Raw genomic sequence first — 19,847 nt, 5'->3', positions numbered from 1 at the left:
CAAGGCCCGTGCGCTGATCATCGGGGCCGGCCCCGCAGGTCTGATGGCGGCTGAGGCGCTGACAGGCGCGGGCCATCGCGTGATCATCGCCGATGCGATGCCGACGCCCGCGCGCAAATTCCTGATGGCAGGAAAATCCGGGCTGAACCTGACCAAGGTACAGCCGGATGATGTGTTTTTCGGCCAGTTCGCCGGTCCTGACATGCCGGATTTCGCCCCCTTTGGTTTTGGCCCGCAGCAGGCGACGGCATGGGCCGAAGGGTTGGGTCAGCAGATGTTCACAGGCTCGACCGGGCGGGTGTTTCCGGTGGGAATGAAAGCCTCGCCCCTGCTGCGGGCCTGGCTGGCGCGGTTGCGGCAGGCCGGGGCCGATCTGCGCAGCCGCTGGCGCTGGACGGGTCTTGAGGGCGGCTTTCGCTTTGCCACCCCGCAGGGTGAGAGTTTGCTTCGCCCCGACGTCACGGTGCTGGCACTTGGTGGGGCAAGCTGGCCACGGCTGGGTTCGGACGCGGCATGGGTGCCGATGTTGCGTGATGCCGGGGTGCAGATTGCGCCCTTCCGGCCCGCCAATATGGGATTCCGCGTCGCATGGTCCGCGCCGATGCAGAAGGTGATCGGGCAGGCGATGAAAGGTGTGGCGATCCGCGCGGGCGACCGGGTCAGCCGGGGCGAATGGGTGATATCGCATGCGGGGATCGAGGGCGGCGGCGTCTATGAGGTCGCGGCCGCGATCCGCGACGGCGCGGTGGCGCTGGTCGATCTGGCGCCGGATCTGGATCACGACAGGCTGGCGCAGCGGTTCGCGCGCCCCAGGGGTAGGCTGTCCCTGGGCAACTGGCTGCGGCGTGTTCTGGGCGATCCGGTCAAGGTCGCGCTGCTGCTGGAATGGGGGCGGCCGCTTCCGGGCTCTGCCGACGGCTGGGCCACCCGCGCCAAGGCGCTGCCATTGCGACATGACGGTCCGATGGCGCTGGATCGGGCGATTTCCTCGGCAGGTGGCGTGGCATGGTCCGCCGTCACGCCGGATCTGGAATTACGCGCCTTGCCCGGCGTCTTCGCCGCGGGCGAGATGCTGGATTGGGAGGCGCCGACGGGGGGCTATCTGCTGACCGGCTGTCTGGCGCTTGGTCGGCATGCCGGGCGGGCGGCGGCGCGGCTGTTGCAGCACTGACGCCTATTCCGCCACGGCGCGCCGGAATGCCGGGCGTTCGCGCATCTGGGCCAGAAATTTCGACAGGCGCGGCTCGATCACCCGGAATTTCGCCGTCAGCGCCCAGATCAGGCAATGGGCCAGAATGATATCGGGCACCGTCATCTGATCGCCGATGACGAAATCGCCCTCACCCATGCGGTGGATCAGCTGTTTCTGGCTTTTCTCGAATTCCCACCGCAGCGTGTTCTTGATGGCCGAGAGGCGCAATTCCTCGGGCAGGACAAAGCTGTGCCGCGCGGCCAGCCACAGCGCGGCATCAAATTCGTCCAGCAGGAATTGGGTCAGACTGTCCTGACGCGCGCGCTCCAGCGTGCCGGCGGGATAGGTCATCTTGCCGTGACGGTCGGCCAGAAAGGTCATGATGGCTGTCGAATCGGTAATCGGCGTGCCGTCATAGATCAGCACAGGAACCTTGCCCGCCGGATTGATCTGCACCACGCTGTCGCTTTGTGGCAGGGCGGGGACGTGGTCATAGGGTTGACCAAGCTCTTCCAGCATCCAGATCACGCGTAACGTGCGGCTTTGCACCGGGCCGATGACAGTATACACGGCGATCCCTTCGTAGTGATGCTGCGGGCAGCTGATCCCAGTATGAGGTGCCAGCCGGGCTTGTCAATTTGATGCGCGGATCGTGGAGGGCGACGCTGCCCGAAGGAGGAAGGCTTATCCCCGCCAGTCCAGCACCATCTGCGTCTGCGTGACGACGGCGGCAACCTTGCCGTCGCCGCGGGTGATGGTGGTCTGCCAGATCTGGATCGTCTTGCCGATATGCAGCGCTTCGCTGGTGGCGCGCGCCACATCGCCAATGCGAATCGGGCGCATGAAATTCGTCTTGCTTTCAAGCGTGGTGGTGCTGCGGCCTTCGGGCAGGTTCAGAAAGGTTGCCGTTCCCCCGGCATTATCGGCCAGCCCCATGATGGCACCGCCATGCAGCACGCCGTTGCGATTGGCCAGAACCTCGGTCACGGGCATGTCAAAGATCACGCGTTCTGGCGTGGCCTCGATCAGCGTTGCACCGATATGTTGCGCAAATTCCGGCTGCGCCTCGGCCACGCGCTGCAATCGTTCGTCCATCTGTCGTCCCCCTGCTGACGCCGTCATTTCAACCCCAGCCGTCAGCCAAGGGCAAGGGCCGTCAGCGCCGGCAGCTTGCCAGTTGCGCGCGATACATCGAGGCGCGCTGACCAACATTGGCCGCGACACGCATCAGCCAGGGCTTGCCGCGATAGGATTGGCGCGCAAAGCCGGAACGCCCTTCGTGATAGGCCAGATATTGCGAGGTCGCGTCGGCCTTGGAAATCCCCAGACGCCGGGTCGAGCCGTCCATATACCAGCCCATGAAATCGGTGGCGTCCTTGATATTGTTGCGCCGCGCCCCGCGATTGCCGGTTTCCTTGACATATTCTTCCCAGGTGCCGTCCAGCGCCTGCGAATAGCCATAGGCGCTGCTTTGGCGGCCGATGGGAATCACCCCAAGCGCATAGCGATGCGGGGTGCGGGCATCGCCGATGAATTTCGATTCCTGATGGATCGCGGCCATCTGCACATGGATCGGGATGCCCCATTTCCGTTCGGTCTTGCGCATGGCGCGCATATAGGCCGGACGCTCGGCAGCGATGGCGCAGGCATTGTCCAGATTGCGGGGCGCCTTGTAATTGCCACCCCCGCAAGAGGCGACCAGCCCGACGATTGCGAGTTTCAGAAGCCTGTTCATGCTGCCCTCTTTAAATTCTGCTCGATCGGTTATTTTTTTCCGATCTTACGGAATTTTCGTCCGGGGTGAAATCACAAAGCCCGAAATCAGGCCGAGAGCACCGCCTTGACCGCGCGTTTCCAAGCAGAATACCGCTTATCGCGCTGATCCTGCGGCATTTCCGGTTCGAAACGGCGGTCCAGCTTCCAGGCCTTCGCATATTCATCCGGGGCCGGGCAGATCCCCGCGCGATAGCCCGCCAGCCATGCCGCGCCCTGCGCCGTGGTTTCCGTATTCTGCGGCCTGTCCACCGACGCGCCCAGAATATCGGCCAGAAACTGCATCGCCGGTTCGCTTTGCGTCATGCCGCCATCGACGCGCAGCACGGCCTCATCCGCGTCGCTCCAGTCGGCATGCATCGCCTCCAGCAGGTCGCGGGTCTGAAAGCCCACGCTTTGCAGGGCGGCGCGGGCAAATTCCGCCGGGCCGGTATTGCGGGTCAGGCCAAAGATCGCGCCGCGTGCCTCGGGCGCCCAATAGGGGGCGCCAAGGCCGGTAAATGCGGGCACCATGATGATGTCCTGGCTGTCATCGGCCTTGGCCGCCAAGTCCTGCGTTTCCGAGGCTTTCTTAATCAGCTTTAGTCCGTCGCGCAGCCATTGCACCACCGCGCCCGCGATGAAGATGCTGCCTTCCAGCGCATAGGTGGGTTTGCCGTCCAACTGATAGGCAATGGTGGTCAGCAGGCGGTTTTGCGACCGCACGGCCTTATCCCCGGTATTCAGCAGCGCGAAACAGCCGGTCCCATAGGTGGATTTCAGCATGCCGGGTTCGAAACAGGCCTGACCGACGGTTGCGGCCTGCTGATCGCCCGCCACGCCCAGAATCGGGATCTTTGCGCCCAGAAGATCGGCGCTGGTGGTGCCGAAATCATCGGCGCTGCTGCGCAATTCGGGCAGAAGGGCGCGGGGCACGCCGAACAGCTTCAGCATATCCTCGGACCAGTCGCCCTTGTGGATATCATACAGCATGGTGCGGCTGGCATTGGTGGCATCGGTCACATGCGCGGCCCCACCCGTCAGTTGCCAGATCAGGAAGCTGTCGATGGTGCCAAAGGCCAGATCCCCGGCCTCGGCCCGTTCGCGGGCGCCGTCGATATTGTCCAGCAGCCAGGCGATCTTGGTGGCGCTGAAATAGGGGTCCAGAAGCAGGCCGGTGGTGTCGGTCACCTGATCCTCGGCCCCGTCCTCGCGCAGCTTGTTGCACAGATCCGAGGTGCGGCGATCCTGCCAGACAATGGCGCGATGGATCGGCTTGCCGGTCTTGCGGTCCCAGATGACCACGGTTTCGCGCTGATTGGTGATGCCGATGGCGTCGATCCGATCCGCCCCGGCCTTGTCGATCGCCTGTCGCGCGGTGGTCAGGCTGGTGTTCCAGATATCGTCGGGGTCATGCTCGACCCATCCCGATTGCGGAAAATGCTGCTGAAATTCGGCCTGCGCTGCGCCCTGAACCTGTAGATCGTCGCTGAACACCAGCGCCCGGGACGAGGTCGTCCCCTGATCCATGGCAAGAATGGTCATCTTCGTCTCCTCCCCCTGAACTGCGCGGTGGCAGCGGGTCTAATGTGTTTGTGCCATCCAACCCTCGATGGCGGCAATCTGGTCGGCTGACAGGCGCAGGCCCAGCTTGCTGCGGCGCCAGACGATATCCTCGGCATGCCGGGCGAATTCGTGATCCATCAGCCAGCGAATCTCGGTCTCGGTCAAGGTGGCGCCGAAATCACGGCCCAGATCGGCGGCCGTCGCGGCCTGTCCCAGCATGATGCGGGCGTCGGTGCCATAGGCGCGGATCAGGCGCGTCGCCCAGCCCCGATCCAGAAACGGGTAATCCGTCCTCAGGCGGTCGATCTGCGCGCCGACCTGATCCACCGCGAAATCGCCGCCGGGCAGGGGCACGCCCGCCGTCCAGTTCGGTCCCGCCTGCGGGAAATGCGGCAACAGCTTTTCCAGCGCATGTTCGGACAGTTTGCGATAGGTGGTGATCTTGCCGCCAAAGACATTCAGACAGGGCGGCCCGTTTTCATCCAGCGTCAGCACATATTCCCGCGTTGCCGCGGTCGCCGAAGAGGCACCATCGTCATAAAGCGGCCGGACGCCGGAATAGGACCAGACGATCTGATCCGGCGTGACGGGACTGGCGAAATATTCCGAGGCGAAGCGGCACAGATAGGCGGCCTCTTCCGGGCTGCATTCGGCATCCAGCGGATTCCCCTCGAAATCGCTGTCGGTGGTGCCGATCAGGGTGAAATCGGTCTCATAGGGGATCGCAAAGATGATGCGGCCATCGCTGCCCTGAAAGAAATAGGCCTTGTCGTGGTCATAGAGTTTCGGCGTCACGATATGGCTGCCCCGGACCAGACGCACCGATTCGCGGCTGTCCAGATGCACGACATCCTGAATGATCCTGCCCGCCCAGGGCCCGCCCGCATTGACCAGCGCGCGGGATTTGAACACCTGCCCGTCGGCCAGCGTGATGACCCACAGCCCGTCCTGACGCCGTGCGCTTTCGACCGCCGTGCCGACCAGAATATCGGCGCCCCGTTTCGCCGCGTCGCGGGCGTTCAGCGAAACGAGCCGCGCATCCTCGACCCAGCAATCGCTGTATTCATAGGCTTTTTGCAGGCGATCTTTCAGCGGCGCGCCCTCGGGCGTGCCCTGCAGCGACAGGCTGCGGGTGCCCGGCAGGATCTTGCGCCCGCCCAGATTGTCATACATGAACAATCCAGCACGGATCAGGAAGTTCGGTCGATGCCCTTTGTTCCACGGCATCAGCATGCCGACCACGCGAGAGACAGGCGTGTCCGATTCGAATGTCATCTGCGGATCCAGCGGCAGCACGAAGCGCATGGGCCAGCTGATATGGGGCATGGCGCGCAGCAGGGTCTCACGCTCTTTCAGCGCTTCACGTACCAGCCGGATTTCCAGATATTCCAGATAGCGCAGCCCGCCATGGAACAGCTTGGTCGATTTCGAACTGGTCGCCTGTGCCAGATCGCCCATCTCGGCCAGTCGCACCGACAGCCCCCGTCCGATGGCGTCACGTGCAATGCCGCAGCCGTTCACGCCGCCGCCGATGATGAACAGATCTGTAATTTCGGTCATCGCGCTTCCATTATGCTATAAGCCATGACATGGGCGTTTTTCTATCGCATTATTTCGTTTATGTGCGAAAATGTTCGTATTGGCAAGGAACGCGCGTTATCTGGTGAGAAGGGGAGAAAGTCTTGGCTTTGAATATTCGGCAGATGGAGATCTTGGACATTGCGCGGGCCTCGGGCCGGGTCGGTGTCGAGGAATTGGCCGAGCGTTTCGACGTGACCTTGCAGACGATTCGTCGCGATCTGGGTGAGCTTGCCGATCAGGGCGTTCTGGACCGCGTGCATGGCGGTGCCGTGGTGCGAAGCGGCGTCAGCAATATCGGCTATGAACAGCGCCGGCAGATGGCGTCTGAAGGAAAAGCCGCCATTGCCCGCGCCTGCGCCGCCGAAATCCCCGATAACAGCAGCGTGATCCTGAACCTTGGCACGACGACCGAGGCGGTGGCCCGCGAATTGCTGAACCATCGCAATCTGACCGTCATCACCAATAATATGAATGTCGCGAATATTCTGGTGGCCAATGAAAGCTGCGAAATCATGGTCGCGGGCGGCGCGCTGCGGCGGTCGGATGGCGGGCTGGTCGGCGACCTGACGACCGAATTTATGGCGCAGTTCAAGCCTGACTATGCGGTGATCGGCACCTCGGCGCTGGATATCGACGGCGATCTGCTGGATTTCGACATGGCAGAGGTGCGTGTCAGCCGCGCCATCGCCGAACTGGCCCGGCGTACCTTTCTTGTGACCGATACCAGCAAGCTGACGCGCTCGGCGCCGGTGCGCATCATCTCGATGGCGCAGCTTGATACGGTCTTTGTGGACCAGCCGCTGCCCGAGGCGTTGATGCAGCGCTGCGCGGAATGGGACACGCGGGTGGTCGTGGCGGATCAGCCCTGTCTCAACAGCGCGGACAAGGCCGCCAGATCGTCGGCGCCCTGATCTGTCAGCAGCTTCTCTAACGCGCGAAAACGCCGCATGACCTCTTGCCCGGTTGCCGTGACGGTGGCGCCGCCGCCCCCCGGCCCGCCACGGCTGCTGTCCACGACGGGTTGGGCAAAGGCGGCGTTCATCTCTTCGATCAGCGACCAGGCGCGCTTGTAGCTCATCCCCATGTCCCGCCCGGCGGCCGAGATAGAGCCCAGACGCTCGATCCGCGCCAGAAGCTGATATTTGCCCGGCCCCAGAACAAGCGGCGCGTCATACTCCAGCCGCAATTTGATTCGTGCTGTGCTGTGCGACATATGCCCCCCGCAGTGCTGGCGATCCCCTGGCACTCTGGGCGAAAAGCGCGGCGGATCGCAATATGACGCTGATCGCGGCGCGGGACGTGACGAAACATCCCCTTTCGCTTGTCCTGCGTCGAGGCGCGTTTATGGTTCCCCCAAGATTTATTCAGGAGGGGAACCATGTCCGACAATGAAATCGTGATTCTGTCCGGCGCGCGCACGGCGATTGGCAGCTTTGGCGGCAGTCTGGCGGCGATTGCGCCCATCGACCTTGCCACCACCGTCACCAAGGCCGCGATCGAGCGTGCCGGCCTGACCCCCGACAAGATCGGGCAGGTCGTGTTCGGCCATGTCATCAATACCGAGCCGCGCGACATGTACCTCAGCCGGGTGGCGATGCTGAATGCAGGCGTGCCCGATACCACGCCCGCGATGAATGTGAACCGGCTTTGCGGATCCGGGGTGCAGGCGATTGTGTCGGCCACGCAGGCGCTGACCATGGGCGATGCCGATTTCGCCGTCGCAGGCGGCGCCGAAAGCATGAGCCGCGCCCCCTATGCCGTGCCGTCCGCCCGTTTCGGGGCAAAGATGGGCGATCAGAAGCTGGTCGACATGATGACCGGCGCGCTGACCTGCCCGATGGGCACGGGTCATATGGGCGTGACGGCCGAAAACGTCTCGGCCGAGCATGAGATCAGCCGCGAGGCGCAGGACGAATTCGCGCTGGAATCGCAAAAGCGCGCGGCGGCGGCGATCGCTGCGGGCCATTTCAAGGATCAGATCGTCCCGGTCGAGATCAAGACCCGCAAGGGCGTCGTGGCCTTTGATACGGATGAGCACCCCAAGGAAACCACGCTGGAAAAGCTGGCCGGCCTGAAAACCGTGTTCCAGAAGGATGGCACCGTGACGGCGGGCAATGCCAGCGGCATCAATGACGGTGCCGGCGCCATCGTGCTGGCCCGCGCGGATGCGGCGAAGGCCGCTGGTCTGACGCCGAAGGCCCGCATTCTGGGCTATGCCGTCGCTGGTGTGCGGCCCGAGGTGATGGGCATTGGCCCGGTTCCCGCGGTGCAGGAATTGCTGAAAAAGACCGGCCTCAGCGCCGATGATTTCGACGTCATCGAATCGAATGAGGCCTTTGCCGCACAGGCGCTGGCCGTCAGCAAGGAACTGGGCCTTGACCCGGCCAAGGTGAACCCGAATGGAGGCGCGATCGCCCTGGGCCATCCGGTCGGCGCAACCGGTGCCATCATCACCGTGAAGGCGCTGTATGAGCTGGAGCGGACCGGCGGCAAGAAGGCCCTGATCACCATGTGCATCGGCGGCGGGCAGGGCATCGCCCTGGCGATTGAGCGGATCTGATATTCCCGGCGATCCCGAAAAGCCCGGCGGTCACGCGACCTGCCGGGCTTTTTCATTCGCAGATCCGTGCCGATTATGGATTGGTTTGATGTTGAAACCAATCTTGTCTTGACCTTCCTGCCGCGCGCATGTGTTTCTTGTGCGCAGGAATAGGGAGGGAATGATGTTTCTTGCAGCATTATTGCCGGTGCTGGTGGTTTTCGTCTTGCTTGTCGTCATGCGACGTTCGGCGAAACTGTCCATGGCGGCGGCTTATCTGGTGACGGCGCTGTTGGCGCTGCTGTTGTGGAACGCGCCATTTGCCAAGGTCGCCGGGGCGACGGTGAATGGTCTGGTGACGGCAGTGACGCTGCTTTACATCGTCTTTGGCGCGATCCTGCTGCTGTATACGGTGCAGGAATCCGGTGCGATCCGGGCGATTCGGCGCGGCTTCATGGATATCTCGCCGGACCGGCGCATTCAGGCGATCATCATCGCATGGATGTTCGGTTCGATGATCGAGGGTGCCTCGGGCTTTGGGACGCCTGCCGCAGTGGCCGCGCCCCTTCTGGTGGCCATCGGTTTCCCGGCCATGGCGGCGGTGATGGTGTCGCTGATCATCCAGTCCACGCCCGTTTCCTTTGGCGCGGTGGGCACGCCGATGCTTGTGGGGATCAAGACCGGTCTGTCAAACAGCACCGAGGTTGCCGACACCATCGCGCCCGCCACGCTGGATCAATATGTGCCCGTCGTCGCGGCCAATGTGGCGCTGATCCACGCGCTGGTCGGCTTTCTTATCCCGCTGCTGATGGTCGGCATGATGACCCGGTTCTTCGGCGCCAGCCGCAGCTTTGCCGAAGGCTTCCGCGCCTGGAAATTCGCGCTGTTCGCCGGGCTTGCCTTTACGGTGCCTTACTGGCTGGTCGCGCGGTTCCTGGGACCGGAATTTCCGTCGCTGATCGGCGGCCTTCTGGGGCTGATGATCATCATTCCGGCAGCGCGGGCCGGTCTGTTCCTGCCCAAGGACAGCTTCGAATTCCCGCCCCGCGCGGACTGGGGCGCCGATTGGCAGGGGACGCTGGACGCCGAACTGGCCAAGGCCGAAATCTCGCCCCACGGACATGCCGCCCGGAAAGAGATTTCGCTGCTGACCGCCTGGATGCCCTATGTCATCGTCGCGGTCCTGCTGGTGCTGACGCGGACGATTGCACCGCTGAAGGCCTGGCTGACCGGGCCATCGACGACGCTGTCGATGCAGAACCTGTTCGGATCCGGCATCAACAGTTCGGCCCAGATCCTGTATTCGCCGGGCACGATCATGATTCTGGCCTCGCTGATCTCGGTCGCGTTGTTCCAGATGCGCGGATCGGATTACACCAAAGCCTGGGCGATTTCGGGGAAAACCATGCTGGCGGCGGCGCCTGCGCTGCTGCTGGCGGTGCCGATGGTGCAGGTGTTCATCAATTCGGGATCCGAAGGCATTGCCTCGATGCCGGTGACGCTGGCCGAAGGCATGGCGGCGGCCACGGGTGAGGCCTGGCCGATCTTTGCGCCGCTGGTCGGCGCGCTTGGCGCCTTTATCGCGGGCTCGAACACCGTGTCGAACATGATGTTCTCGTTGTTTCAGTTTTCGACCGCGCAGGGCATCGGGCTGGATCTGGTCGGGGTGACCTTCGTTGTCGCGCTGCAGGCCGTCGGCGGTGCGGCGGGGAACATGATCTGCGTGCATAACGTGGTGGCTGCCTCGGCAACCGTCGGGCTGACGGATCGCGAAGGTGACCTGATCCGCAAAACCCTGATCACGATGGCCTATTATGTCGTGCAGGCAGGCCTGATCGGCATGGGGCTGATCCATGGCGGTCTGTGGTGGGGTGCCGCGGTTCTGTGGGCGCTGGCCGTCCTGATGGGCATGCGGGCGAACCGCGCCTGATCGACGTGTCGCGACAACGAAAGGGCGGTGTCCGGGCCGCCCTTTTTTCTGTGCTGCGGAGTCCGCCGAGCCTATGCCGGGGCTCCAAAAAGGAAACGAGCCGCCCAGATCAGACGGCTCGCGAGTTCCACGGAGATGGTCCGGTTAGGGATGGTAAGATCCGTCCGGTCCCAATCAGAGTTTACAACCTACAGGACTGCCTCTAGGTCACGGCCCCTCTGACTGTTCCGACCCCTCTCTCCACTATCACTCTCGACACTGGACCACCTCCTTTCAAAAAGTTGCCGTTATAGGGAAATGGTGCCACAGATTGACTGTGTGTCAATCAATTTTCTACGCGACGCCCCAACAAATTGCGTACAATCATACGGAATGGCACAAGGGCCAGTAGTGCCAACGACAATTTGACCAGCCAGTCAGCCAGCGCCAGCGACGCCCAAAGCGGTGCGATCTGCCCCTGTCCCAGCAGCGGAACGGCCTCATTCGCCCAGCCTGTATTGACGTCTGCGGGCAGGGCTGCGGAAAAGGCGATGCCAAAGAACAGCGCGGTATCGACGGCCGATCCGATCAGGGATGAGGCCAGCGGCGCGCTCCACCAGCGGCCATCGCGGAGCTTGTCGAAAATGGCGATGTCCAGCATCTGAGCGACCAGAAAGGCCGTGCCCGAGGCAAGGGCGATCCGCAGCGTTGTCTTGTCCAGACCGGCAGCGATCAGCGAACAGGCGACGCCAACGGCAAAGCCTGCCAGCACGACACGGCGCGCGGCGGCCACACCATAGACGCGATTCATCACATCGGTGACCAGAAAGGCAAAAGGATAGGTAAAGGCACCCCATGTCAGCCAGTCGCCAAGCACGAACTGAACAAGGATGTTAGAGGCCACCACGATGGCCGCCATGGCAAGAATGCCGGGCAGAAAGCGGGTCATTGAAGATTTCCGTTTTACAAGGTCGCGGAACAACTCGGCCCCGCCTTGTGACGGGACAATGCGGCCTTAAGCCGGTTGGGCAGGCGCTGTCAACAACGGCCTGATCAGTCGCGCAGGCGGTATTCGACCAGTTCGGTCCGCTGAAGGATCAGGAAATTATCATCCGAGATCATGGTCAGCCGAATCCCCTGATCGTCCTGCCAGACGGCGATCCCTTCCAGATTGTCATATTGCATCTGTCGGGTTTCCAGCAGGATTTCCTCATTCTGGGGGCCGTTATCGGTGATCTGGAACCGCCGCACGCGGGCGGTGAAGCCCAGAATGCCCTTGAAGTCGCGTTCCAGCAGATACAGCCAGCCATCCGGCCCGAAATCCGCGCCTACGGCCAGCCAGCGCGGATCGCGGCGGATCTCTCCGACCTTGCGCCATTCATCCTTGCGGAAGGTCAGGACCGGGAAGGGGCGCGCCTCGTTCGCGGATCGTTCGGGAATGGCAAAGATCGTGCCGTCATCGCGGATGGCCAGCGCCTCCAGCCCCGAATTGATCCGCATGCCGGGCAGATCGGGCGGGCGGGGATACGTGGTCGCGGCGGAGTCCGGGGTGTCATAGCTGATGATCCTGTCCAGCCCCTCGAACGTGACCCAGATGGTGCCGTCGGCTGCGATGGCCAGGCCCTCGCTGTCACCCAGATAGCCGGGTTTCAGCGGCACCCCGTGGCTGTCGCGCAGATGCGCGCGCCCGTCGATCTGCATATCGGCGATCCGCCCTGACGGATCGCGCTGAAAGCGGCCCCAATAGAGGAAGGAACGGTCGCTGACGGCATGGAAGCTTTGGCCATCGGGGCTGACCTCGATGCCCGAAAACCCGCCAAAGCTGGGCGCCTTGTCGGTCCAGACGAAGGTGCCGACATGTTCCAGCGTTGCGGCCGGTGCAGGGGCACCGGCCGCGATCAGGATTGCCGACAGGACGGTTCGGGTCAGGGCGCCGAGGCGACAGTGCTGCATTGAGAGGGCAATTCGCTAAGTCTGTAAGTGCGCGGATGGCGGTAGTTCGGATCCGGCGGGCTTGGTTTCACGCGGCTGGGATCGATGCGGTTCTTGATCCATTCCGCCGCCTCGGCGCAGCCATCGCCGGGTGGCGGCGCGGGTTGCTGACGACAGATCGAGCCGCGCGGACAGGACATGCGCACGTGGAAATGATAGGTGTGGTTGTTCAGCGGGCGCACCTTGCGCAGCCAGCTGCGATTGCCGCGCTCCATCTGGCACATGGCGACCTTGACCACGGGATCGACAAAGATGCGCTCGACCCGGCGGTCGCGGGCGGCGGCGCGGATGATCGACATATGGCTGGGCGTCCAGTTCCCCGACAGCGCGGTGCCCCGGCCATTCACGACCGAGACCGAGGACAGGCTTTCACGCTGGCCCGGCGACAGCGACAGGCTTGACGGCGGCAGCATCCAGATATCGGCATCCAGCCCCATCTGGTGGCTGGCATGGCCCGATGTCATCGGCCCGCCGCGCGGCTGGCTCATATCGCCCACGTACAGCCCGCGCCATCCGGCCTGCTGGGCGGCCTGCGACAGTCCGACCAGAAAGCTGACCAGTTCCGGATGTCCCCAGTTGCGGTTGCGCGACAGGCGCATCGCCTGCCAGCTTGGCCCGCTTTCGGGAAGCTGGGCAAAGCCCTGTCCGCAACCCTGAGAGTAATAGCCGATCGACACCGCCGGTCCTTGCGATGCGTTGCGGAATGCGCCGAAAACGTCCTTGGCCAGCGGGTCGGCGGCGGCGGGCAGGGCCAGTCCGGCGACAAGCGCGGCGGCGGTCAATATCTTGTGGATCACTGCTGAGCCTCTTCCTGTTCTGGTTTGACCCAGACTAACAGAACAAGTGCCAGAAGGAATAACAAGATGAGCGGGGCGACCCCGATGCGCTGATTTCCCGTCATATCTGTGACAACGGCGATCAGCAGCGGCGCCAGAAAGGCCGTCGCCCGGCCCGACAGCGCATAAAGGCCAAAAGCCTCGGTCGCGCGGGCCTGGGTCGTGTGGCGCACCATCATCGTGCGGCTGGCGGCCTGCAGGGCACCGCCCGCGCCGCCGATCAGCGCACCGCAAAGGAAAAAGACCAGATCGGGCAGGCGAAGCGTGCCGATCAGCGGCTGGGCCGGGACGGGTGCGCCGAACAGGCTGTTGCGATCCATGCCGGTGATGATCAGGCACACCGCCGTCAATGTCAGGGTCGCCGTGATAATGACCGGCTTCGGGCCGAACCGGCGATCCGCATGGCCGCCCAGCCAACTGATCGCGCTGGCCGAAATCGCGCTGACGATGCCAAAGATCCCGGCCAGAAAGACGGGCCAGCCCAGCACCGTCGCGGCATAGACGCCGCCAAATCCGTAAAGCCCGTTCAGCGCGTCGCGCGAAAACATGGACGAGGCAAGCCAGCTTGCCAGGCTGGGCCGGTGCCGCAGGCTGCGGATCAGCGTTGCAAGATCGCGCAGGGCGGTCCCGATCTGCGGCGGGCGCCCGGTGCCGCGCGGCTCTTTCACCCACAGGAAAAAGGGGATCATGAACAGCATGTACCAGATCGCGACAAAGGGGCCGACAAAGCGGGTGCCTTCGCGCTGCTCCGGATCCAGCCCGAATAACGGGTCGATCCCGATCAGGGTCTTGCCGCTTGGCGTTTCCTGAAACAATGCCAGCATCAGCAGCAATGACAGGACACCGCCCAGATAGCCGAAGGCAAAGCCCGAGCCTGAAATCCGGCCGATCTCTTCCCTTGGGGCAAGGCCGGGCAGCATTGCATTGGTGAAGATGGTGGCGAATTCCGTCGCGATCAGGCCAAGGCCGATCATCGTGACCGCCCAGATCAGCGGTGGCTGATCGGGCACGACCCACCACAGCCCCGCCGCCGCGCCGATGTAAATAGCCGAAAACACCCAGATCCAGGGCAGGCGCCGCCCCGATGTATCGGCCACCGCGCCAAGGATCGGCGCCAGAATGGCGATGGTGATGCCCGATATGGAAAGGCCATAGCCCCACAGCGCCTGCGCATCCGCCCCGGCAAGGGTGATGCTGTCACGGATCTGCAGAAAATAACGCTGGGCGATTTCGGCGAAATAGACCGAGAAGATGAAAGTGATCAAAAGCGTATGAAAAGGCTGGCTTGCCCAGTCAAAAAACCACCAGCCCCATATTCTTTTCCGGTCCATCGCCCCTCGCCGGTTCTTTTTGGGCGATATAAGGCCGCATAGAGATCAGGCTGGCAAGTGTACTTTTGCCTCATCGGGCAGTTCCGGGGGCCAGGGGCGCTGATTATCGGCCTCGATCCAGGCCTGAACCCAGCCGGGCAGGGGCGGGCTTTGGATGTCGTGGCCCAGGGCCTCGATCACGCGGGCCGGGTCGACAATCCCATTGGCCGAGGTGACCGCCGTACGCAGCAGCATCTGATTGCAGCATTCGCCCTTTTTCCACATGGTCTGCTCCATATAGAAAAAGCGGTTGTCCCAGCCGACCATGCGCGAAAACATGGTGAATTTGTCGAACATCCGGATCCGCCTGCGATAACGGGTCGAATTGCCCGCCACCGTGATGCCCCATTTATTCTCGCGCAAAGCGGGCAGCAGGCCCAGCCGTTTGGCCAGCGGGATCCGCCCCAGATCATACAGCGTCAGCGTGCGGCCATTGTTCAGCTCGATCCACGGATCGATGTCCCAGGGCCAGCACATATGGGTCGAGACATGGACCCCCATCGGCTCCAGCGCAGGCGCATTGCGGTATTTCAGCATTTCCTTGGCGAAGCGGATCAATGGATACATCACTTGTCCCTTTTGTCTTTGCTTCGCTTGGGTGGCCGCGTTCCACGCGATCGTCAAGTCGAACGCGGCGGTAACTGGTTGCGCGCAGGGTCCCGCATGCGCATACAGAGGCAACGTTTTTGCCAAGAGGACACGATGGTCACCCTGTACCAAGCCTTGCAACTGATCCTGCAGATCCTGTGGTTCATCATGATCGTCCACATCATCATGTCGTGGCTGATCAATTTTCAGGTCCTGAACCTGCGTCAGCCGCTGGTCGCGCAGATCTGGGACGGGCTGAACCGGCTGCTGGAACCGATCTATCGTCCGATCCGCAATCTGCTGCCCAATACCGGCGGGCTGGATCTGGCGCCGCTGGTGGTTTTTGTCATCATCATCATCCTGCGCAGCGCCCTGGCCAATAATGCGGGCTTCTTCTACGGGGCGTGATGCCAACGGATCTGCTGCGACAGGTCTGGGGATTCGACGGATTCCGCCCCGGACAGCGTGAGATCGTCGAAACCGTCGCCCAGGGGCGCGACGTGCTGGCGATCATGCCCACCGGGGGCGGCAAATCGCTGTGCTATCAATTGCCCGCGCTGATGCGGGACGGGGTGACGGTGGTGATCTCGCCGCTGATTGCGCTGATGCGCGATCAGGTCCGGGCGCTGCGCGAGGCCGGGGTGGCGGCGGGCGCGCTGACCAGCGGCAATACGCAAGAGGAAACCGACGCCGTGTTTCAGGCCCTGTCGCGGGGCGAGCTGAAGATGCTTTACATGGCGCCAGAACGTCTGGCCTCGGGCGGGACGGTCAACCTGCTGCGCCGGGCGGGCGTCACCGCCATCGCCGTGGACGAGGCGCATTGCGTCAGCCAGTGGGGCCATGATTTCCGGCCCGACTATCTGCGGATCGGCGATCTGAAACGCGCGCTGGATGTGCCGCTGGCGGCCTTCACGGCGACCGCCGATGCCGAAACCCGGGCCGAGATTGTCACCCGCCTGTTCGACGGGGCCGAGCCTGTCACCTATCTGCGCGGCTTTGACCGGCCGAATATCCGGCTGGCCTTTCAGCCCAAAGACAGCCCGCGCAAGCAGGTTCTTGGCTTCGTGGCGGCGCGTCGGGGGCAGTCGGGCATCATCTATTCCGCCAGCCGCGCCCGGACCGAGACGCTGGCCGCCGCGCTGAGCGCCGAAGGCCACAGCGCCGTCGCCTATCACGGCGGGATGGAGGCGGATCGCCGTCGGCAGGTCGAGGCGCAGTTTCAGCGCGAAGACGGGCTGATCGTGGTGGCGACGGTTGCCTTTGGCATGGGCATCGACAAGCCTGACATTCGCTGGGTGCTGCATTCCGATCTGCCGAAATCCATCGAGGGCTATTATCAGGAAATCGGTCGTGCCGGGCGCGATGGCGATCCGGCCGAGACGCTGACGCTATATGGCCCCGACGATATCCGCTTTCGCCGCACCCAGATCGATGAGGGTCTGGCCGAGGGCGCGCGCAAGGGTGCCGATCATGCCCGGCTGAACGCGCTTCTGGGTCTGGCCGAGGCGACCGGCTGTCGCCGCCGCAAGCTGCTGGCCTATTTCGGCGAGGATCTGGCCGAGGATTGCGGCAATTGCGATATCTGTCTGCATCCGCCCAAGCTGTTCGACGCGACCGAGGCGGTGCGCAAGGCATTGTCGGCCATGCTGCGCACGGGCGAATGGTTCGGCAGCGGCCATCTGATCGACATTCTCACCGGAAATGAAACCGATAAGGTAAAAGAGCGCGGCCATGACAGGCTGCCGACCTTTGGCGTCGGTCGCGATTACGGTCGGGCGCAATGGCAGGCGATCTTCCGGCAGATGATGGGGCTGGATCTGTGCCGCCCCGACCCTGAAAGGCACGGCGCGCTGTTTCTGACAGACACCGCCCATCCGGTCCTGCGGGGCGAGGAAAGCATCACCCTTCGCCGCGACACCACCTTGCGGGCCAAGGGCGGGAATGTGGTGAAAACGCAGGTTGCAGAAGAGGACGAACCCCTGCTCTCGGCCCTGAAGGCCAAGCGCCGCGCCCTGGCCGAGGCCGCGCGCGTGCCTGCCTATGTGATCTTTCCCGACCGCACCCTGATCGAGATGGTGCAGCGCCGCCCGCAGGATCTGGACCAGATGGCGCAGGTCGGCGGCGTCGGCGCGAAAAAGCTGGAAAGCTATGGCCGCGAATTCCTGTCCGTGATCGCGGGCGAAAAGCCCCAGATGCATCCGATGCGCCGCGCGCTGGCCGGGCGACCGGCGGGCGAGCTGTTCGATCGTCTGGTTCAGGTTCAGAACCGTCTGTCGCGGGGCGAGGACGGGATCGACAAGCCGCTGTCCTGTTCGACCGCGCAGATCCGCCGCATCGCCGAATCGCGCCCCACCGATCTGGACACCCTGTCGCGGCATCTGGATGCGCCGCGTCTGGACCGGTTCGGCGCCGCCTTCCTGTCCGAAATCGCCGCCGACTAGTCCTGCAGCGCCTCGAAAACGCGCGGCTGCAGCACAAGATCCGCCAGCGTATATTCGGCCAGGGTGTTCACAAAGGCCGTTCGTGCCCGCAGCAGCGGGTTGATCAGCAGACAGCTTGATGTGATCCGGCACATATTGCCCGGCCGCAGGCATTCGACCAGGCCCATATCCGGCTCTGTCTCCAGAACGATCTCGCTGACGCGGATGTCTTCGGCCGGTTTGGCCAGGCTCAGCCCGCCATTGCGCCCGCGATGCCCCGTCAGGAACTCGGCCCGGGTCAGCATGTTGACGACCTTCATGACCGTGCCGCGCGATTGCCCGAAGGTCGTCACGATATCGTCTATCGTGAACAGCCTGCCGCCCGTCGAGGCCGCGTAAATCAACACTCTCATCGCGAGATCGGTGCTGTCTGTGAGGCGCATCAGACGCCTTCCTTTTCTGTCATGTGCATCACATGCCCTTTGTTGCCCTGCGTTATACGGGCGACCTCGCCGCCCGCAACCCCTCTGCGCCGCTGCAGGGCCGACTGAAATGTTGCGGTGAAGAAATTGACATCTTTTCGCGCACAAATTGTGCAAATTAACGGTTGCGCTCGGGGCCTCACTAATAGATATAACAATAATATTTCTTTTATGAAGTCACAAAAGAAGGTCCCCCAATGCCGAACGTTCTTTCAAAAGTGCACGTTGATATCGTCGAGGCGACCGCACCGGCTGTCGCCGCCAATATTGAAGCGATCGTCCCTGCCATGTATCGTCACCTGCTGGCCGATCCCAAGATCCGGGTGCTGTTCAACATGACACATCAGGATGGCGGATCGCCGCAGCACAAGGCGCTGGCGAATGCGCTGGTCGCCTATGCCACCCATATCCGCAATCCGCAGATGCTTGGCGCGGGGATCGAGCGGATCGCCCAGAAACATGCCGGGCTTCAGATCCTGCCCGAACATTACCCCTATGTCGCCGAAGCCCTGTTGACCGCCGTCAAAGAGGTGCTGGGCGACGCCGCGACGGATGAGGTGCTGGAAGCCTGGGGCGCCGCCTATTGGTATCTGGCCAATATCCTGATCGACCGCGAAGAAGAGATCTATTCCGGGGCCGAGGCCGAAGATGGCGGCTGGCGCGGCTGGCGCGACTTTGCCATCGTCGACAAGCAGGCCGAGGCGGATGACATCATGTCCTTCACCCTGCGGCCCGCCGATGGCGCGGCGGTCAAGATGCATCGCCCCGGCCAGTACCTGTCCTTCCGGATCGTGCTGCCCGATGGTGAAGAGCTTCGCCGCAACTACTCGATCTCTTCCGCCCCGAATGGCAGGGATTACCGCATCACCGTCAAGCGCGAAGCGCAGGGCAAGGCCTCCGGCTGGCTGCACGATACCACCCGGATCGGCACCACGTTGCAGGTCGCCCCGCCGGCCGGTGACTTCTTCCTGGACCTGGCTGGCAAGCAGCAGGTGGTGCTGTTGTCGGGGGGCGTCGGGCTGACGCCGATGATCTCGATGCTGGAATCGCGGCGCGGCAGCAAATCGCCGCAGATGCTTTATGTTCATGCCACGCAGAACGGGCGCAAGCACGCCATGCGGTCAGAGCATGAAAAGCTGGCCGACAAGAGCTTCATTTTCTACGAAGCGCCGGGCGCCGACGATGTCGAGGGTCGCGATTATACCGGTCCCGGCAGGATCGACCCTACCTGGTTGGCCAAGAATACCCGCGCCGATATCGCGGACTACTATATCTGCGGTCCGGAAGCCTTCATGCGCCAGATGATCAACGGGCTAAAGGCCGCGAATGTCAGCCCGGATCGCATTCATTACGAGTTCTTTGGTCCCGCGGCGGCCGAACTGAAGTGAATGTTTTTGTGAGTGCCCTGTTCTCTGTAAGCACCTCGTCCCCTGTTTAGCCAGTATTTCGGTTACCTGTATTTGCCCCGCCTTACCGGCGGGGCTTTTTGGTTCCGGGCACCGGGTAATAGGAATGTGAAGTAACCTTTTCGCCGCTGGTTACGTCTATGTAGGTATGTATTGCCCGGAAATCATGCGCTGAGCGGAGAAAGCTGATGAAACTGAACTGGTCCGATGTAAC

The 19,847-nt window shown here is 63.1% G+C and carries 20 protein-coding genes (1 of these 20 only partly in view); 8 read left to right on the top strand and 12 right to left on the bottom strand.

Translation table 11 applies throughout. The annotated features are described in order from the left end of the window. Positions 1-43 precede the first annotated feature (43 nt). A complete protein-coding gene (locus JHX87_RS11445; RefSeq protein ID WP_377776064.1) occupies positions 44-1,171 on the top strand; it encodes a TIGR03862 family flavoprotein in 1,128 nt (375 codons plus the stop codon). Positions 1,172-1,174: 3 nt separating this feature from the next. On the opposite strand, the gene JHX87_RS11440 is transcribed toward JHX87_RS11445, so the two are convergent. From JHX87_RS11440 to glpD, 5 genes are all read right to left on the bottom strand, one after another. Further along, a complete protein-coding gene (locus JHX87_RS11440) occupies positions 1,175-1,762 on the bottom strand; it encodes a glutathione S-transferase family protein (RefSeq protein WP_271886633.1) in 588 nt (195 codons plus the stop codon). Positions 1,763-1,876: 114 nt separating this feature from the next. Further along, entirely contained in the window at positions 1,877-2,287 is a 411-nt protein-coding gene (locus JHX87_RS11435; RefSeq protein WP_271886634.1) for a PaaI family thioesterase, read from the bottom strand. 61 nt (positions 2,288-2,348) lie between these two features. Continuing rightward, a complete protein-coding gene (locus JHX87_RS11430; RefSeq protein ID WP_271886635.1) occupies positions 2,349-2,927 on the bottom strand; it encodes a transglycosylase SLT domain-containing protein in 579 nt (192 codons plus the stop codon). Positions 2,928-3,013: 86 nt separating this feature from the next. Beyond that, positions 3,014-4,489: a glycerol kinase GlpK gene (gene glpK, locus JHX87_RS11425; protein ID WP_271886636.1), complete on the bottom strand. Its 1,476-nt coding sequence runs from the start codon at positions 4,487-4,489 to the stop codon at positions 3,014-3,016. Between the two features lie 39 nt (positions 4,490-4,528). Beyond that, positions 4,529-6,070: a glycerol-3-phosphate dehydrogenase gene (gene glpD, locus JHX87_RS11420; protein WP_271886637.1), complete on the bottom strand. Its 1,542-nt coding sequence runs from the start codon at positions 6,068-6,070 to the stop codon at positions 4,529-4,531. A 122-nt stretch (positions 6,071-6,192) separates the two neighbouring features. Here glpD and JHX87_RS11415 point away from each other — a divergent pair, with 122 nt between their 5' ends. Continuing rightward, positions 6,193-7,002 (top strand): DeoR/GlpR family DNA-binding transcription regulator, encoded by an 810-nt coding sequence (locus tag JHX87_RS11415; RefSeq protein ID WP_271886638.1) that lies wholly within the window; start codon positions 6,193-6,195, stop codon positions 7,000-7,002. Here the strand turns inward: JHX87_RS11415 and JHX87_RS11410 are convergent. After that, on the bottom strand, positions 6,951-7,304 hold the full coding sequence (locus tag JHX87_RS11410) for a winged helix-turn-helix domain-containing protein (RefSeq protein WP_271886639.1): 354 nt from the start codon (positions 7,302-7,304) through the stop codon (positions 6,951-6,953). The two genes, JHX87_RS11415 and JHX87_RS11410, sit on opposite strands and share 52 nt — an antisense overlap. A gap of 165 nt (positions 7,305-7,469) precedes the next feature. Here JHX87_RS11410 and JHX87_RS11405 point away from each other — a divergent pair, with 165 nt between their 5' ends. Together JHX87_RS11405 and JHX87_RS11400 are read left to right on the top strand one after the other, a co-directional pair. After that, the gene (locus tag JHX87_RS11405) at positions 7,470-8,651 is read left to right on the top strand and encodes an acetyl-CoA C-acyltransferase family protein (protein ID WP_271886640.1); all 1,182 of its coding nucleotides are present in this window, start codon (positions 7,470-7,472) and stop codon (positions 8,649-8,651) included. A 160-nt stretch (positions 8,652-8,811) separates the two neighbouring features. After that, positions 8,812-10,560, top strand: coding sequence for an L-lactate permease (locus tag JHX87_RS11400; RefSeq protein WP_271886641.1), 1,749 nt, complete (start codon positions 8,812-8,814; stop codon positions 10,558-10,560). Positions 10,561-10,885: 325 nt separating this feature from the next. Here the strand turns inward: JHX87_RS11400 and JHX87_RS11395 are convergent, their stop codons facing one another. The 5 genes from JHX87_RS11395 to JHX87_RS11375 all read right to left on the bottom strand — a co-directional run bounded on the left by JHX87_RS11395 (position 10,886) and on the right by JHX87_RS11375 (position 15,304). After that, the gene (locus JHX87_RS11395) at positions 10,886-11,488 is read right to left on the bottom strand and encodes a VUT family protein (protein ID WP_271886642.1); all 603 of its coding nucleotides are present in this window, start codon (positions 11,486-11,488) and stop codon (positions 10,886-10,888) included. Positions 11,489-11,592: 104 nt separating this feature from the next. Then, positions 11,593-12,492: an esterase-like activity of phytase family protein gene (locus JHX87_RS11390; RefSeq protein ID WP_271886643.1), complete on the bottom strand. Its 900-nt coding sequence runs from the start codon at positions 12,490-12,492 to the stop codon at positions 11,593-11,595. Next, positions 12,465-13,328: a penicillin-insensitive murein endopeptidase gene (gene mepA, locus JHX87_RS11385; RefSeq protein WP_271886644.1), complete on the bottom strand. Its 864-nt coding sequence runs from the start codon at positions 13,326-13,328 to the stop codon at positions 12,465-12,467. Before mepA ends, JHX87_RS11390 begins: the two co-directional genes overlap by 28 nt. After that, positions 13,325-14,698: an MFS transporter gene (locus tag JHX87_RS11380; protein WP_271886645.1), complete on the bottom strand. Its 1,374-nt coding sequence runs from the start codon at positions 14,696-14,698 to the stop codon at positions 13,325-13,327. Before JHX87_RS11380 ends, mepA begins: the two co-directional genes overlap by 4 nt. A gap of 45 nt (positions 14,699-14,743) precedes the next feature. After that, positions 14,744-15,304 (bottom strand): acyl-CoA thioesterase, encoded by a 561-nt coding sequence (locus JHX87_RS11375; protein ID WP_271886646.1) that lies wholly within the window; start codon positions 15,302-15,304, stop codon positions 14,744-14,746. 135 nt (positions 15,305-15,439) lie between these two features. Between JHX87_RS11375 and JHX87_RS11370 the strand changes: the two genes are divergently transcribed. Further along, positions 15,440-15,733, top strand: coding sequence for a YggT family protein (locus tag JHX87_RS11370; protein ID WP_271886647.1), 294 nt, complete (start codon positions 15,440-15,442; stop codon positions 15,731-15,733). Beyond that, entirely contained in the window at positions 15,733-17,766 is a 2,034-nt protein-coding gene (gene recQ / locus JHX87_RS11365) for a DNA helicase RecQ (RefSeq protein WP_271886648.1), read from the top strand. The genes JHX87_RS11370 and recQ overlap by 1 nt, the downstream gene beginning before the upstream one ends. Here recQ and JHX87_RS11360 read toward each other — a convergent pair. Continuing rightward, positions 17,763-18,188: an RrF2 family transcriptional regulator gene (locus JHX87_RS11360; RefSeq protein ID WP_271886649.1), complete on the bottom strand. Its 426-nt coding sequence runs from the start codon at positions 18,186-18,188 to the stop codon at positions 17,763-17,765. The genes recQ and JHX87_RS11360 overlap by 4 nt on opposite strands. Before the next feature lie 236 nt (positions 18,189-18,424). Here JHX87_RS11360 and hmpA point away from each other — a divergent pair, with 236 nt between their 5' ends. Together hmpA and msrP are read left to right on the top strand one after the other, a co-directional pair. Further along, positions 18,425-19,615, top strand: coding sequence for an NO-inducible flavohemoprotein (gene hmpA, locus JHX87_RS11355; RefSeq protein ID WP_271886650.1), 1,191 nt, complete (start codon positions 18,425-18,427; stop codon positions 19,613-19,615). 206 nt (positions 19,616-19,821) lie between these two features. Then, a protein-coding gene (gene msrP / locus JHX87_RS11350) for a protein-methionine-sulfoxide reductase catalytic subunit MsrP (RefSeq protein WP_271886651.1) crosses the window boundary here: on the top strand, positions 19,822-19,847 show its 5' portion. 871 nt of this gene lie beyond the right edge of the window; the window shows 26 of its 897 coding nt (coding positions 1-26); it begins with the start codon at positions 19,822-19,824; its stop codon lies off the right edge, out of view.

This window comes from Paracoccus fistulariae (genome assembly GCF_028553785.1).
Classification (GTDB): domain Bacteria; phylum Pseudomonadota; class Alphaproteobacteria; order Rhodobacterales; family Rhodobacteraceae; genus Paracoccus; species Paracoccus fistulariae.
This window is presented reverse-complemented; position numbering and strand designations above follow the sequence as displayed.